The organism is Amycolatopsis pittospori (genome assembly GCF_013870525.1).
Taxonomy (GTDB): Bacteria; Actinomycetota; Actinomycetes; order Mycobacteriales; family Pseudonocardiaceae; genus Amycolatopsis; species Amycolatopsis pittospori.
Genome location: NZ_JACBXD010000130.1, coordinates 1 through 15,161, shown reverse-complemented (window position 1 = coordinate 15,161; position 15,161 = coordinate 1). Strand labels below are relative to the sequence as shown.

Here is a 15,161-nt window from a genome sequence, read left to right as displayed (position 1 = left end):
CGACGTCTAACTCGCCCTCGGCGCCGCCGACGACCTGTTCGTCGCCGACGCCGACCACAACGACACCGACGGTGCCGTCGCCGAGCGGCAGCACGTACAGGAAGCCCGGTTCGCCGCCGCGCCAGTCCATGAACACCGCGGTGTCCGGGCCGTCCACCAGCCGTAGCGCGTCTTCGGCGGGCAGGACGGCACCGAACGCCGTCTGCTCGTACCGGTCGCCCTTCCGCCGCGCGCCGGTGGCGTCGAAGTACAGGCCCGCCGCGAGCACCCGCTCGTCCGAAAGCCGCACCGACGTGCCGAACCGGCCGTGCTCCACGCCGGACACCGTGCCCTGGACGACGTCGTAGCCGCCGGTCAGCCACTCGCGCAGGCCGGCGTTGTCCGCCACGAGGTACTGCCGGTCCAGGACGTGCGGCCCGGTCCCGAACGCGAGCGTCGTCGACGGCGCGGAGGCGATGGCACTCGCGGGCAACGACGGCAGTTCGTCGGCCCACAGCCCGTAGGTCGCCTGCCAGCGCCTGCCCGGCCCCGGGTCGATCAGGACCGTCGCCAGGCCTCGCCGGGCGCAGGCACGGGCGAGCGCGCGCCCCGCCGGGCCGCCACCCGCGATCACCACGTCCGCCACCTGGGCATCTCACCATGCCGCTCCGACGGATACGGTGTGACGCATGGAACAGACGGACCCGAGGGCGTGGCGGCGAGACCCGGAGAGTGAGAGCGCCGGGTTCAGCGACCTCGCCACGAGCCCGTTCCGGATCGACCGGGACCGCATCGCCGCGTCGCCGTTCTTCGCCCGGCTCGGCGGGGTGACCCAGGTGGTCAGCGCCGGGGGCGCCGGACTGCTGCACAACCGGCTCACACACAGCCTCAAGGTCGCGCAGGTCGCGCGCGCGATCGCCGAGCGGATCAACTCCACCAGCGACTCCGCCGAACTCGCCGCGAAACTCGGGGGCTGCGACCCGGACGTCGCCGAAGCGGCCTCGCTCGCGCACGATCTGGGGCATCCGCCGTTCGGGCATCTGGGGGAGCAGACCCTGGACCGCATCGCCCGGCACCGGTTCGGCCTCGCCGACGGATTCGAGGGCAACGCGCAGTCGTTCCGGATCATCACCACGACCGACGTGCGCGGGCCGTCCGCGTCCGGACTCGACCTGACGACGGCGGTCCGCGCCGCGGTGCTGAAGTACCCGTGGGCCCGGCTGCACGTACCCGATCCGCATCCGACGTCGATGGACGTCCAGCCGCGCGGCGCCGCCGAACCTGCCGACGCCCCCGGCACCGGCGCGAGCAAGTTCTCCGCCTACAGCACCGAACTCGACGACTTCGTCCAGGCGCGGGCGCCTTTCGAAGGCCGGATCGAACCCTGGCAGCAGACCGTCGAAGCGTCCGTCATGGACACCGCCGACGACATCGCGTACGCCATCCACGACCTCCAGGACTTCCACCGGATCGGCGTCCTGCAGCACGCGCCGGTCGCCGCCGAGTTCTCCGGCTGGATCAACCACGCGGTGGAACTGGCCATGCTGGACGACGCGACGCTGACCGCCGAACGGCGGCTTCCCGGCCGTTCGCTGGAACGGCTGCGCCGCCGGATGCACGCCAAGGACGGCTGGATCGTCGACGACGACGCCTTCACCAGCGCCGTCGCCCGTGTCCGCGCCGAACTCGTCGACGACCTGCTCGCCACCGGTTTCGACGGTTCCATCGAGGCGGAACAGGCCACCGCCGCGTTCTCCTCGAAGTGGACCGCGCGACTCGTCGACGGCGTCCAGGTGGTGCCGTCGCCTTCGACCCGGACAGGGCATCTCACGTTGCGGCCCGCTCAGTGGCACGAGGTGCAGGTACTGAAGTTCGTCCACCGGCGGTTCGTGTTGCTGCGCCCGGAATTGGCGCTGCACCAACGCGGACAGGCCAGTCTGGTGACCACACTCGTCGACGCGCTCGACGCCTGGCTGCTCGACCGCGACGAGTTCTACCGGCTGCCGCGACGGCTGCACGATCTGGTCGAACTGGCGCAGTCCGAGTTCAGCGAGCTCTCACGGAAGTCGCCGGAACTGCTCATCGGAGCGACCGGGGAACCGGTCACCGGCGCCGACGCCGTACGCGGGCTCGCGCGCGGGCGCGCCGTCGTCGACTTCGTGGCGTCTCTGACGGACAAGCAGGCGGTGACCCTTTTGGACGGCTTGTCCGGTCGTGCTTCGCAGCCTTGGTCGGACTCGTTCGTCCTTTAAGGCCGGTCCGAAGCACCCGGTGACCACCCGATTACGCTGAACGGCCTACGACCTCTGGTCAAAAACGGAAAATCCCATTCCGACGTCACTCGAACGGCTCCTGCCGCCGGTGCACGCGCGGTACTTAGCTTGATCCAGCCGGTGATCGCCGGCATTGGTCAGCGTGAGTCGGGGCACGCGCCTAGGCATCGGAGGCGCACGTGCGTCCAACCCGTTCCAGTAGGAGAAGAAGAACGATCCTGACCGCAGGCACGGCGGCACTGGTCACCGCGCTCGGCCTGGTCAGCCCGCCCATCGCGGCGGCGGAAACCGGTCAGTCCCCGGATGCGTTCTCGGAGAACACCATCCGGCAGATCGAGACACTGCAGTCGATCAAGAAGAGCCAGAACGCCGGCGAGTCCAAAGTGGACAGCCGTCTGCTCGTCGAGCAGAAACTGCGCACGCAGCGCATGTCGGCCTCCGCGGTTCCCGCACTGGGGTCTGGGGCGAATGTCTCCGCGGCCGGCACCGTACTCGTGGACATCCGGGGCCAGGTCTCGGAAGAACTCCTGAAGAGCCTGCGTGAATCCGGTGCGGGGATTCGCGCGGTCTCCGAACGCTACGGCAGCGTCCGCGCCGAAGTCCCGCTGAACGCGGTCTCCGCGATCGCCGGGCGCGCCGACGTCAAGAAGGTCGAAACCGCCAACGAGGCCTTCACCGCCCGTCAGCTCGCCGAGCCCGCCACCGTGGGCGAACAGGCCAAGCGGGAGAGCAAGGAAGAGAAGGGCGCCCGGATCGCCGCCGAGCTGAAGAAGGCCGTCGAGGCCAAGGGGCAGGTCGGCGCCGCCGCGGGCCCCATCAACAGCGAAGGCGACCGCGCCCACAACGCCGACACCGCGCGCCAGCAGTTCGGCGTCACCGGCGTCGGCACCAAGATCTGCGCGCTGTCCGACGGCGTCAACTCGCTCGCGACCTCGCAGGCGCGCGGCGAACTCCCGGCGGGCGTCGACGTCATCCCCGGCCAGGAGGGTGACGGCGACGAGGGCACCGCGATGCTCGAGATCATCCACGACCTCGCGCCGAACGCGTCGCTCGGTTTCGCCAGCGCGTTCAACTCCGACGCCAGCTTCGCCGACAACATCCGCAAGCTGCGCTTCGACGCGCACTGCGACGTCATCGTCGACGACGTCCTGTACTTCAAGGAATCCCCGTTCCAGGACTGGATCATCGCCCAGGCCGTGAACGACGTGACCGCCAACGGTGCGCTTTACTTCTCCTCGGCCGGTAACGAGGGCAACGTCGCCGACGGCACTTCGGGCCACTGGGAAGGCGACTTCGTCGACTCCGGCAAGAGCGTCGGCAAGTTCGCCGGCGCCGCGCACAACTTCGCCGGTGCCGCGGGCAACCAGATCTTCCAGCCGATCTCGAGCGCGTCCGGCGCCGTACCGGTCACGCTGTTCTGGTCGGACCCGCTGGGCCACTCGAACAACGACTACGACCTGTACCTGCTGAACGCGGCGGGCAACGTCGTGGACTTCAGCCAGGACAACCAGACCGGCACCCAGGACGCCTACGAGCGGGTGGACACCACAGGCGGTGCCGGGCTGCGGCTGGCCGTCGTCAAGTTCTCCGGTGAGGGCCGCTACCTGTCGCTTTCCGCGCTGCGCGGTCGTTTCACCGACTCGGCCGACGGCCTCAAGGCCTACACCAAGCCCGGTGTGACCGTCGGGCACTCGGCCGCGCGGGACGCGTTCAGCGTCGCGGCGGCCCCCGCGGCGAAGGCGTTCCCGCGGGCACTCGAACCGGGCGACCCGGCCAACCCGGCCGGCCCGTTCCCCGGTGCGTTCGGCGCGACGACCAAGGTCGAACGGTTCACTTCGGACGGTCCGCGGCGGATGTTCTACCAGGCCGACGGCACGCCGATCACCCCGGGGAACGTGTCGGGGACCGGTGGTGAGGTCCGCGCCAAACCGGACATCACCGCGGCCGACGGCGTCTCCACCAGCGTCACCGGGTTCACCACGTTCTACGGCACGTCGGCCGCCGCGCCGCACGCCGCCGCGATCGCGGGCCTGGTGCTCTCGGGCAACCCGGGGCTGCCCCCGGCCGAGGTGCGCGAGGCACTGATCAACACCGCCGTCGACATCCTGGCCCCGGGCCGCGACCCCTCCAGCGGCGCCGGCGTCATCCTCGCCGACAAGGTGCTCGCCTACACCGGTGCCAGCCCGCAGCCGCTCGCGACCGCGGGCCGGCCGACGGTCACCCCGGCCGACGGTGGTTCCGCGCTCGACCCGGGCGACACCGCCAAGGTCACCTTGCCGGTGACCAACCGCGGCGACGGCACCGCGACGTCGACCAGCGTCGTGCTCACCAGCCCGACCCCGGGCGTCACGGTGGCGCCGCGCTCGAAGTCGTACGGCACGATCAGCCCCGGGCAGACCGGCGTGAACGACTTCACCATCACCGTGCCCACCACGCAGGAACTGGGCGTGCCGGTGGTGCTGAACGCCCGCGTCACCTTCGCGGGTTCGTTCTCGCCGACCACGACGTCGTTCTCGCTGCCTGTCGGCACCCCGTCGCCGGTGGCGCAGAACTTCGCCTACGCCGGGGCCGCCGTGGCGATCCCGGACAGCGACCCGACCGGCGTCACCGTGCCGATCACGGTGAGCGGCGTCGGACGTGCGTCGAAACTGACGTTCTCGGTGGACGGCGCCACCTGCAACACCGACCAGACCTCGGAAACGGTGGGCATCAACCACTCGTACGTCGGTGACCTGGTCGGCACGCTGACCGCGCCCTCGGGTGCCAAGGCGACCGTGTTCCAGCGCGGCGGCGGCTCGGGCAACAACGTGTGCCAGGTCGTCTTCGCCGACACGGGTGCCGCCCTGTTCAGTTCGGCGCCCGCGGCGAGTGCCCCGTTCACCGGGACGTACAAGCCGGTGCAGGCGCTCGGCGGCCTGACCACCGGTACGGCGGCCGACGGTGTCTGGAAGTTCACCGCGGTGGACGTCGCCGGTGGCGACACCGGCTCGATCCGCTCGATTTCCTTGCACATCAACGGTTTCGTTCAGCCCGGGGTGGCTGAGCGACCGGCGGGCGTCGGGAAGTCGGTCGGCAAGGGGCCGGTGAAGCCGGTCTAGTCCTCTTCTTGGGGAGCGCGTGATGGCCCCCTTCCCTCGGCTCAGTCGAGGGAAGGGGGCCATCACGCCTTTCAGGAAGTGGGGCGATTCGCGGGAGGCGTTGCGAAAGCCACTTTCGCAACGTTGAAGGTTGCGAAAGTGGCTTTCGCAACACCGCCACAGGATCAGCGCGTCACCTGCCGCGTCGGCCGAAGCCACGTACGTTGAGCAGATGACGAAGGAGCGGCAGGTGGCGGGCGGGGGCCGGGCGGTCGAGGTCGCCCCGGACCGTCTCGAAGGCTGGTACGCCCGCTTCGCCGTCCGTAACGAAGGCGTCCGCGAGACCGAACTGGGCCCGGACATCGTCACGGTCACCGCGCACAACGGTGTCGTCGCCGTCGCGACCGTCCCCTTCGGACCACTCGCGGCCGAAGGAACCGCGGACGGTCTCGCCGTCGAACCGCTCATCGGGCACGCCCTGATCTCTCGGAGGATCGCACTCCTGCTCGTAAGGCGCGGCGGTCACAGTGTCGGGATCGCGCGCGGGGGAGTGGTCGTCCAGTCCAGGACCGACCGGCATCTCGTCCAGGGCCGGTCGGCGGCGGGCGGCTGGTCGCAGCAGCGGTTCGCGCGGCGCCGTGAAGGACAGGCACGCACCGCGCTCCGTTCCGCCGCGGAAGACGCGTTCGAGGTACTCGTTCCTCAACTGTCCGAAGTGGACGCCGTGGTGCTCGGCGGAGACCGGCGTGCCTTGGAAACCCTGCGGGAGGACCGGCGGTTGGCCCCGTTGTTCGAACGTGCGGAACCCCGCGTCCTCGACATCGCCGAACCTCGTCGCACGGTGCTCGACGACGCGGCCGAACGCGCGGTCGCGGTCGAGATCACGTTGCACGAGCCGTGACGTCGGGCACGGTCGGATAAATCCGCTCGACAACGGCCCGTACACTGATCGCGTGGACATCCTCTTGGAGTGAGCTCCTCGCCTGCCCATCGGCAGGCGAGTCGAAGCTGTCCGCCCATTCCACCCCCTTTTACCGGGAGTTCCCGTGATCACGGCCTCTGGCCTGCAGCTGCGTGCCGGCTCGCGCATTCTGCTCGACGAAACCAACGTCCGCATCCAGCAGGGCGACCGCATCGGCCTGGTCGGCCGCAACGGCGCCGGCAAGACCACCTCGCTCAAGGTGCTGGCGGGGGAGGGCGAGCCGCACGCCGGTGAGGTCCGCCGCAGCAGCGAGCTCGGCTACCTGCCGCAGGATCCGCGCGAGGGCGACCTGTCCGTCACCGCGAAGGACCGCGTGCTTTCCGCCCGCGGCCTCGACTCGTTGATGCGCAACATGGAAAAGGCGCAGACCGCGATGTCGGAGCTGGTGGACGACAAGGAGCGCGACAAGGCGATCAACCGCTACAGCCGTCTCGAAGAGCGGTTCGCCTCACTCGGTGGCTACGCCGCCGAAAGCGAGGCCGCGCGGATCTGTTCCAACCTCGGCCTCGCCGACCGCGTGCTCGCGCAGACGCTGCAGACCCTCTCGGGTGGGCAGCGCCGCCGCGTGGAGCTGGCCAGGATCCTGTTCGCCGCGGCCGAGGCGGGCGCCGGCGGCAAATCCGAGACGATCCTGCTGCTCGACGAGCCCACCAACCACCTCGACGCCGACTCCATCAACTGGCTGCGCGGGTTCCTGAAGCAGCACGACGGTGGTCTCGTGGTGATCAGCCACGACGTCGAACTGCTCGGCGACGTGGTCAACAAGGTGTGGTTCCTCGACGCGACCCGTAGCGAGCTGGACCTCTACAACATGGGCTGGCAGCGCTACCTCGACGCGCGGGCCACCGACGAGAAGCGCCGCCGCCGCGAGCGTGCGAACGCCGAGAAGAAGGCGGCCACGCTGCAGCAGCAAGCCGCGAAACTCGGTGCGAAGGCGACGAAGGCGGTGGCCGCCAAGAACATGGCCCGCCGTGCCGAGCAGATGCTCTCCGCACTCGACGAGACCCGTCAGGCCGACAAGGTCGCCCGGATCAAGTTCCCCGAGCCCGCCCCGTGCGGCCGGACCCCGCTCACCGCGGAGGGACTTTCGAAGTCCTACGGTTCGCTCGAGATCTTCACGGGAGTCGACCTCGCCATCGACCGCGGCTCGAAGGTCGTCGTGCTCGGATTGAACGGTGCCGGAAAGACGACTTTGCTCCGGCTCCTCGGCGGAATGGAAACTCCGGATACCGGCGAGACCATTCCGGGTCACGGATTGCGTTTGGGCTATTACGCACAGGAACATGAAACGCTCGACCACGATGCGTCCGTGTGGGAAAATATCCGGCACCTCGCGCCGGATACCGGCGCACAAGAGCTTCGGAACCTTCTCGGGTCCTTCCTCTTCACCGGAGAGCAGCTCGATCAGCCCGCCGGCACGCTGTCAGGCGGTGAAAAGACGCGGCTCGCACTGGCCGGTCTGGTGTCCAGCGCGGCCAACGTCCTGCTGCTCGACGAGCCGACGAACAACCTGGACCCGGCCAGCCGCGCCCAGGTCCTGGACGCTTTGCGCAGCTTCGCCGGAGCCGTCGTCCTCGTGACGCACGACCCGGGCGCGGTCGAGGCGCTGGAGCCGGAACGCGTGATCCTGCTGCCGGACGGAACCGAGGATCATTGGTCCGCCGATTATCTGGAACTTGTCCAGCTTGCGTGAGCCCTGCGTCCGTTCGGGTGCTTGATCGATGCCATCCGGCCACTGAAATGGCCCAATGTGATCGCGGTTTCGGCAGTTTTGCGCTCGTCGTCTGGCATTCCGGCGCTCAGTGTTCGATCATTGCGGCGACAGGGGCCGTAATGTGGCCCAGAACACTCTCGGCGGGAAGGCGATCGACGTGGCTGATCTCAAGAAAGGCGCGCGGATCACCGGCAACACGCGTGACAAGCTGGCCGCTGACCTGAAGAAGAAATACGAGAAGGGCTCGAGCATCCGCGCTCTCGCGGAGTCGACGGGTCGTTCGTACGGCTTCGTGCACCGGGTCCTCTCGGAGTCGGGTGTCCAGCTGCGCGGCCGCGGTGGTGCCACCAGGGTCAAGAAGAAGTAGTCACGAAGAAGTAGCGGACTGCTGCGCGGGGGGCGCAGTTCCCTTCCCTGGGACCGCTGTTTCAGAGGATTCACTGGCGACGAAGACGAGCCTGGCGCCGAGCAGGACCAGCGGATACACCAGGTAGCCGTACCTCGTCGCCGGAGTGAGCAGGATCAGCGCGCCGAGTCCGACGGCGATGCGCAGAAGCGCGTCCGAACCGGTCGCGGGGGGCCGGCGCACCAGCCAGACGAGGATGGCGACGGCCGCGATCCCGAGCAGGGCGAAGGAAACCGCCGTGCCGACGGGACCGAGCGAGGCGATGAGATGCCCGGGCAACGGGCTCGCCGCCGGGGACTTGATCACGCCCATTCCCAGCGGGAACCGGAAGACGTGCTCGACGAACGCCTTCGGGTCCACCAGGAACACCGGTACGTGCAGGACGAGTGTCGTCACCACGAGTGCCGCGGCGTATCCGCCCAGTGCGCGGGGACCACGCCGCGTGAGCAGGAGAACACCCACCACGACCGCCGCGGGCGCGACGATGAGTTTCGCGCTGATCACCAGTGCCAGCACCAAACCCGACAGCAGTGCGCGGCCGCTGGTGGCCAACGCGAACGAAAGCACGAGCAGGCCGACGATGGCCAGGTCGGGTCCGGCCACGGCCCAGGTCAGCGCCGTCAGCGGGCAGGCGAGCGCGAGTTGTGCGGCGCTCACCGGGATTTTCGGCCACTTCAGGAGCTTCAGTGTCACGAGGACGCACGCGACGGCGGCCAGGGCGAACATCCAGCGCGCGTCGGTGAGGGCGTTCGCGACCGGTCCGCCGCCGAACAACGCCCGCGGCAGGCCGAAGACGGTCATCACCGGACCGTAGGGCGTGTAATCGTTTACTTCCGCCGCGCGACCGAGGGCGGTGACGTCGACGTACGGGGTTCCGTTCTCCAGAAGGAGTTTCGCCGACCGCTCGATCACCCAGACCTCGGGCTGGGCGGCCCAGGAGTTCGGCGTGATCAGCCAGTCCACTCCGGTCAGACGGCGAATGACGAGCATTCCCAACGGAAGGATCATCGCGAACAGGCCGATGGCGCCGATACCGATCCACCGCGAGCCGAGCGCGCCGGACGGCCGCGTGCCGCGCCGGGCGGCGATCAGGAGCCAGCTCGTGTGCGCGACGGCGAGGCCGTAACCTGCGACAGCGAAATTGGCCCACACGCGGTACCCGTAGAACTCCGCGACGGCCGTGTTCAGTCCGGCGAAGATGAGGCAGCCGGTGTAGAAGACCAGGTCGATGGTCAGCTGTCGCGAGTCCTTGGTCACCGGCTCAGGCTACCGACGCTGCCATGTCCGCTGGAAAGAGGACGCGGAAACCGGGAAGCATCCCGTGTCCTTCGGTGTTGGTGCTGGTTATATCCGGGAAAAATCTCGACCAAGGTCGAGGTTTGGTGGGGGCGAGGAGAGAGTCATGGAGAACATGTGGTCGCTGATGAACTCGGCGATGAAGTCCACCGACGTTCCGAAGGGGCTGCACAAGGGGACGCTCCGCCGCGTCGCGCGATTCGCGAGGCCGCATTGGCGAAGGTTGCTGATATTCCTGGTGCTCACCGTCGTCTCGGCGGTGCTCGCGGTGAGTACTCCGCTGCTGGCCGGGAGGGTGGTCGACACCATCATCGGCGGGCACGACGTCGCGCTGGTGGTGTGGCTGGCGGTCGCGATCGCCGGGCTGGCGCTGATCGACGCGGGACTCGGGCTGGCGGAACGGTGGCAGTCGTCGAGGATCGGTGAAGGGATCATCCTCGATCTGCGGCTCGCGGTGTACCGGCACGTGCAGCGGATGCCGGTCGCGTTCTTCACGCGCACCCGCACCGGCGCGCTGGTGAGCAGGCTCAACAACGACGTCATCGGCGCGCAGCGCACCTTCACCGCGACACTGTCCGGGTTGGTCACCAACGTGATCCAGCTGGTGCTTTCGCTGGTGGTCATGATGACGCTGTCCTGGCAGGTCACCCTGCTGGCGCTGGTGCTCCTGCCGGTGTTCATCCTGCCGACGCGGCGGCTCGGCCGGAAGATGGCCGGGCTGCAGCGGGAGGCCGGGCAGCTCAACGCGTCGATGACCACGCAGATGACCGAACGGTTCTCGGCTCCCGGCGCGACGCTGGTGAAGCTCTTCGGCGATCCGGAGCGGGAAGCCGGCGACTTCGGCGCGCGGGCCGGACGGGTGCGCGACATCGGCGTGCGGACGGCGATGCTGACCCGCTGGTTCCTGACCAGCCTGACCACGGTCTCCGCGCTCGCGCAGGCCCTGGTCTACGGCCTCGGCGGGTACCTGGCGCTGACCGGGTCGCTCGCGCCGGGCACCGTAGTGGCGCTGGCGTTGCTGCTGACCAGGCTGTACTCGCCGCTGACCGCGCTGGCGAACGTGCGGGTGGACGTGATGACCGCGCTGGTGTCGTTCGAGCGGGTCTTCGAGGTGCTCGACCTCAAGCCGATGATCGAGGAGAAGCCCGCCCCTCGGCGGCTGCCCGAAGGTCCGGTTTCGGTGGAGTTCTCCGACGTCCGGTTCGGCTACCCGGCGGCGGACCGCTACTCGCTCGCGTCGCTGGAGGATGTGTCCACTTTGGACCATCGGGGTGGCGAGGAGGTGCTGCACGGCATCAGCTTCCGCGCCGAACCTGGACAGATGGTGGCGCTGGTCGGTTCTTCCGGCGCCGGGAAGTCGACGATCGCCTCGCTGCTGCCGCGGCTGTACGACGTCGACGCCGGTTCGGTCCGGCTGTCCGATGTGGACGTCAGTGAGCTGAGTTTCGCCTCACTGAGGGAAACCGTCGGCGTGGTGACGCAGGACGGTCACCTCTTCCACGACTCGATCCGGGCGAACCTCGAATACGTGCGGCCCGGCGTCACCGACGCCGAGATCTGGTCTTCGCTGGAGAAGGCGCGGCTGGCCGAACTGATCAGGGACCTGCCGGACGGATTGGAGACCGTGGTGGGGGAGCGGGGCTACCGGCTTTCCGGTGGTGAACGGCAGCGGCTGACCATCGCGCGGCTCCTGCTGGCACAGCCCCGGGTGGTCGTCCTCGACGAGGCGACGGCGCATCTGGACTCGCAGTCCGAAGCCGCCGTCGGCGAGGCACTGACCGACGCCCTCGAAGGCCGGACCGCGCTGGTCATCGCGCACCGGCTGTCGACGGTGCGGGCGGCGGACCAGATCCTGGTCGTCGAGCACGGCGAGATCGTCGAGCGAGGGACGCACGAAGAGCTTCTCGCTCGCGGCGAGCGCTACGCGACCCTGTACCTGACGCAGTTCTCGGAGGAGCCCGCGGCCGCGTGACCCCTCCTCAAGCGCGCTATGAACGGCCCGTTACTTGCAAAATTTGCAAGTAACGCGTCGTTCATAGCGCGCTTCGGGGGCGGGGGAGCGGGGCAGGAGAGGGCGGGGGAGGCGAAGACGGTCGCGACCAGGGCCATCTTTCGCGGATCGTCCGCATCAGCGGGTCCCGGCCGGTTCATCGTGTAGCCGAACGCGATCCCGCTCTCCGGATCCGCGTACTTCGCTGCGGAGGTATTTCGAATGTGGGTGCAGGGGTCGTGAGTGATAAGGAGGGTTAGAACGACCCTTGCCACTCACGACCCTCTGGCGAGGCGGACCACGCGGCAGAAACCCGGCGCCGGTCTCGCCGCACCGGAAACCGACCAGTCGGTATGCGCCGTGGAAGCGTCGCGCGGACGAGTCGAGGGGCTCGTCCGCGCGGGCGCTTCCTACCGGAGGGCGGGGACCCGCTCGCCGTACTTGGCGAGCAGCGCCTTGTTGGCCTCGTCGCCACCGTCCACGTTGGAACTGCGCCACAGCGGGATGTCGACACCTTGGGCCGCGCCCAGGTCCACGACCTCGGCGAGGACGAGGTTCCACAGGAACGCGTTGATCACTGTGGACAGTGGCGCGGTCCGCGGCGCTTCCGGCGGGTAGCTCGAGTCGCCGGGGCGGACGTGGGAGTCCAGCACGATGCTGGCCTCCTCGATCAGCGTCGTCGCCGCGCGTTTCGGCGCCGCCGCGACCGACGCCGCCGAGCTCACCGCGATGACCGCGGCGCCGCGGGCCCGGGCCCCGGCGGCCAGTTCGACCGGGTACGGGTTGACGCCCGAGGTCGAGAACACCACCAGCAGGTCGTCCGGTCCGGGCGCGCGTTCGGCCAGCACCTCTTCGGCGAGCCCGGAGCGGCGCTCGGTCCTGGTGCTGTGCTGCGCGCCGTGCAGCGGCAGCAGTTCGGGGTGGTAGACCGGGTACACGCAGGCGAGGCCGCCCGCGCGATAGAAGGTCTCGGCGACCGCGGCCAGTGAATGCCCGGCGCCGGCGGTGAACACCAGGGCGTCGGCCCTGATGACCCCCAGGATCAGCTCGGCCGACTTCCGGATCTGCTCCGCGTTACCCTGTTCGGCTTCCGCGAGCCGTTCGGCGACGTCCGCATAACGTTCGGTGGTACTCACCACATCCGCCCTTCCGTCTGGAGGTCAGCGACGAATGTATCGCGTGGACCAATGGCCGAAGTGGAATACATCGGGTCATGATCGAGGTTGACCCGATCGCTGCGGCCGGGGTTTCGGAGACTGGAGGGTCCAGGGTGAGCGAGGCTGATCCCGCGGTGCGGACTTGGCGAGCGCGCGGCCAGGCGAAAGCCGTGGTTTTGGTGCTGCACGGCGGCGCGGAGCACAGTCATGCCCGCGTGGCGCCGTGGCGGCTGGCGTACCAGCGGATGGTGCCGCTGGCGAAGGACGTCCATCGGGCGGGGCGTGAGCACGGAGTCGAGGTGCGGCTGCTGCGCAACCGTATCTACGGCTGGAACGACGACGGCGCCGACGCGCTCGCCGACGCGCGCTGGGCCCTGAAACGGATCCGCGACGACCACCCGGGCGTGCCGGTGATCATGGTCGGTCACTCGATGGGCGGACGCGTCGCCCTCCGGGTCGCGGACGATCCGGCCGTCGTCGGGGTCTGCGCGCTGGCGCCGTGGACACCACCGGGTGAACCGATCGGCGCCGTCGAAGGACGTGCCGTGCTCATCGCGCACGGGACGAAGGACCGGATGACCGATCCGGTGGCCTCACACGCTTTCGCGGAACGCGCCGAAAAGGTGACATCTCGGTCCGCGCGGTTTGAAATCGGCGGTGAAGGGCACGCGATGTTACGAAGGTCTCGCGTCTGGAACCGTCTCGTACGGGCTTTCACCCTTGAGCTGATCGAAGCCGGGGGAACTGACGAAACGGTGAGCGCGGCCTGGGATCGGCCGAGCTCCGAGCGGCTGCGGATCCCGGTCTAGACCGGGCTGGAGGGAGTACCTTTATGTCCACATCGAGTATCGACCGGACGGCAGGCCCGTCCGGTCTGCCCACCCCCGACGAATCGCGGTGGCCGGGTTTGGCCACGCCGCCGCATTCCCCGTTCCGGGCGCGGATCGCCGAGCAGTTGTTCCGTCAGGCGGTGCGCCCGCTGAACGTCCGCGTGCGGATGCCCGACGGCACGCGGCTCGGTGCCGGCGGGCCGGACGCGCCCGAGATGCGCGTCAACCGTCCCGCCGCCTTCTTCCACCGCCTCGGCGTGGACGCGAAGATCGGCTTCGGCGAGGCCTACATGGTCGGCGACTGGACCAGTGACGCCCTCGCCGAGGTGCTCACCCCGTTCGCGGAACGGATGGCGACGCTCATCCCGCCGCTGCTGCAACGGTTCCGCCGGTTCGTCGACCGCGGTCACCCCGCCGACGAGGAGAACACCATCGAGGGGTCGCGGTCGAACATCCACCGCCATTACGACCTCTCCAACGATCTGTTCGGCACCTTCCTCGACCCGTCGATGATGTATTCGTCGGCGATCTTCGGCCCGGACGACGACCTCACCGCCGCCCAGCACCGCAAGATCGACAGCGTGCTGGACTACGCCGGCGTCCGCGAGGGCAGCACCGTGCTGGAGATCGGCACCGGCTGGGGCGAGCTCTCGATCCGGGCGGCCGCGCGCGGTGCCCGGGTCACGTCCCTGACCATTTCCGAGGAGCAGGCCGCGCTGGCGACCGAGCGCATCGCGGCGGCGGGGTACGCCGACCGGGTCGACGTGAAGCTGTGCGACTACCGGGACTCCACCGGCGAGTACGACGCGGTGGTCAGCGTCGAGATGATCGAGGCCGTCGGCGAGGCGTACTGGCCGACGTTCTTCGAGACCATCGGGAAGCGGCTGAAGCCGGGCGGGCGCCTCGGTCTCCAGGCCATCACCATGGACCACGAACGCATGCTCGCCGCGGCCCGGTCGTACACCTGGGTGCACAAGTACATCTTCCCCGGGGGGCTCATCCCGTCGACGACCTCGGTCGAGCAGGGCATGCTGGACCACACCCGGCTGAAACTGCAGGGCGTCCGCGAGTTCGGCCAGGATTACGCCCGCACGCTGCGGATATGGCGCGAGAGGTTCACCCACAGGTGGGACGAAATCACCGAACTGGGCTTCGACGACGTGTTCCAGCGGATGTGGGAGTTCTACCTGGCGTACTCCGAAGCGGGCTTCCGGTCGGGGTATCTCAAGGTCCACCAGTTCGGCTTCGCCGACGACGGGCGGTGAACGCCACCCAACCGATGCGGGGTGCCGGACGTCCTTCACCTAGGGTCTGCGGTTGACTGGGCCTCAAACACGGCAAATCGGGACGGGTGATTCGGCATGACGTATGGAGGCGACGACCGAGGGCGACGGATGCCGCCGTCCGGCCGGCCCCGACAGCACCAGCCCGCGCAGATGATGCCGCTGCCGGGCCGG

Annotated in this window: 11 protein-coding genes; 8 read left to right on the top strand and 3 right to left on the bottom strand. The window is 69.1% G+C overall.

The genetic code is table 11. The annotated features are described in order from the left end of the window. A partial coding sequence (locus H5J31_RS37375; RefSeq protein WP_181777382.1) for a lycopene cyclase family protein occupies positions 1–625 on the bottom strand: 625 nt, incomplete at its 3' end. Positions 626–668: 43 nt separating this feature from the next. Here H5J31_RS37375 and H5J31_RS37370 point away from each other — a divergent pair. The 5 genes from H5J31_RS37370 (at position 669) to H5J31_RS37350 (ending at position 8,392) form a co-directional block, all read left to right on the top strand. Beyond that, complete coding sequence (locus tag H5J31_RS37370; RefSeq protein ID WP_181777381.1) at positions 669–2,231, top strand: deoxyguanosinetriphosphate triphosphohydrolase family protein; 1,563 nt, start codon at positions 669–671, stop codon at positions 2,229–2,231. A 236-nt stretch (positions 2,232–2,467) separates the two neighbouring features. Further along, positions 2,468–5,350, top strand: a complete 2,883-nt coding sequence (locus H5J31_RS37365; RefSeq protein WP_181777383.1) for a S8 family serine peptidase — start codon at positions 2,468–2,470, stop codon at positions 5,348–5,350. Between the two features lie 211 nt (positions 5,351–5,561). Beyond that, on the top strand, positions 5,562–6,230 hold the full coding sequence (locus H5J31_RS37360) for an acVLRF1 family peptidyl-tRNA hydrolase (protein ID WP_181777380.1): 669 nt from the start codon (positions 5,562–5,564) through the stop codon (positions 6,228–6,230). A gap of 145 nt (positions 6,231–6,375) precedes the next feature. Beyond that, positions 6,376–8,004 carry an ABC-F family ATP-binding cassette domain-containing protein gene (locus H5J31_RS37355; protein WP_181777379.1) on the top strand — a complete coding sequence of 543 codons (1,629 nt, stop codon included), beginning with the start codon at positions 6,376–6,378 and terminating at the stop codon, positions 8,002–8,004. Positions 8,005–8,182: 178 nt separating this feature from the next. Then, complete coding sequence (locus H5J31_RS37350) at positions 8,183–8,392, top strand: helix-turn-helix domain-containing protein (RefSeq protein ID WP_003071237.1); 210 nt, start codon at positions 8,183–8,185, stop codon at positions 8,390–8,392. Here the strand turns inward: H5J31_RS37350 and H5J31_RS37345 are convergent, their stop codons facing one another. Beyond that, entirely contained in the window at positions 8,393–9,688 is a 1,296-nt protein-coding gene (locus tag H5J31_RS37345; protein WP_181777378.1) for a glycosyltransferase family 87 protein, read from the bottom strand. Between the two features lie 145 nt (positions 9,689–9,833). Between H5J31_RS37345 and H5J31_RS37340 the strand changes: the two genes are divergently transcribed. Beyond that, the gene (locus H5J31_RS37340) at positions 9,834–11,699 is read left to right on the top strand and encodes an ABC transporter ATP-binding protein (protein ID WP_181777377.1); all 1,866 of its coding nucleotides are present in this window, start codon (positions 9,834–9,836) and stop codon (positions 11,697–11,699) included. 428 nt (positions 11,700–12,127) lie between these two features. Here H5J31_RS37340 and H5J31_RS37335 read toward each other — a convergent pair whose 3' ends face one another. Next, the gene (locus tag H5J31_RS37335; RefSeq protein WP_181777376.1) at positions 12,128–12,856 is read right to left on the bottom strand and encodes a sugar isomerase domain-containing protein; all 729 of its coding nucleotides are present in this window, start codon (positions 12,854–12,856) and stop codon (positions 12,128–12,130) included. 131 nt (positions 12,857–12,987) lie between these two features. Between H5J31_RS37335 and H5J31_RS37330 the strand changes: the two genes are divergently transcribed. Next, complete coding sequence (locus H5J31_RS37330) at positions 12,988–13,683, top strand: alpha/beta hydrolase (protein WP_181777375.1); 696 nt, start codon at positions 12,988–12,990, stop codon at positions 13,681–13,683. A 23-nt stretch (positions 13,684–13,706) separates the two neighbouring features. Beyond that, positions 13,707–14,969, top strand: a complete 1,263-nt coding sequence (locus tag H5J31_RS37325) for an SAM-dependent methyltransferase (RefSeq protein ID WP_181777374.1) — start codon at positions 13,707–13,709, stop codon at positions 14,967–14,969. Positions 14,970–15,161: the final 192 nt, after the last annotated feature.